The organism is Desulforhabdus sp. TSK, assembly GCF_022836495.1.
Taxonomy (GTDB): Bacteria; Desulfobacterota; Syntrophobacteria; order Syntrophobacterales; family Syntrophobacteraceae; genus Desulforhabdus.
Window position 1 is genome coordinate 1 of the sequence record NZ_BQXM01000135.1, and the last position, 508, is coordinate 508.

Sequence of the window (508 nt, forward strand, 5' to 3'; positions counted from 1 at the left end):
CAGGTTCGATATTCCCGTCATCATGATCACTCATGATCCCGAAGACATAGAGGCCTTCGCCGAGACGCTGGTGATCTACGAATCCGGCGGGGTCCGCAGTGTCGGGCCGTACCTCCGGGAGGGTGGGGCGATGTCTGGCTATTCCGAAGCCTGCCTCTTGAAATGATTCGGTACCCTCCAATGTGTTCATGATCTCGGTGATGCTCATCCCCACCGGTAGGAATACGCCTCCTATTCATTTTTGCAATACATCGACTCAATGACATCGGAATTAACGATTTGTATCCATGCCCTCTTGCAGTTAAGCAATATCATTGACGCAATGGGAAGGGCTTCGGTGGAGTCAGGATTTTTACCGGGTGGGAGAAGTTTGGCAGAGGGAAGCAATGATCGAAGAAAAACTGGATTGTCGCGGGTTGGCATGTCCGAGCCCGGTTTTGAAAACCAGGGAAGTCCTGGAGCGGGGCAATGTCGCCCGGGTGAGCATCCTCGTCGACAATTCCGCGGC

At 53.5% G+C, this 508-nt stretch carries 1 protein-coding gene; it reads left to right on the forward strand.

The genetic code is table 11. The features are described 5' to 3' along the window. Positions 1 to 386: 386 nt before the first annotated feature. Positions 387 to 508 (forward strand): sulfurtransferase TusA family protein (locus tag MWC30_RS21845; RefSeq protein WP_244086306.1); only part of this gene is annotated, 122 nt, incomplete at its 3' end.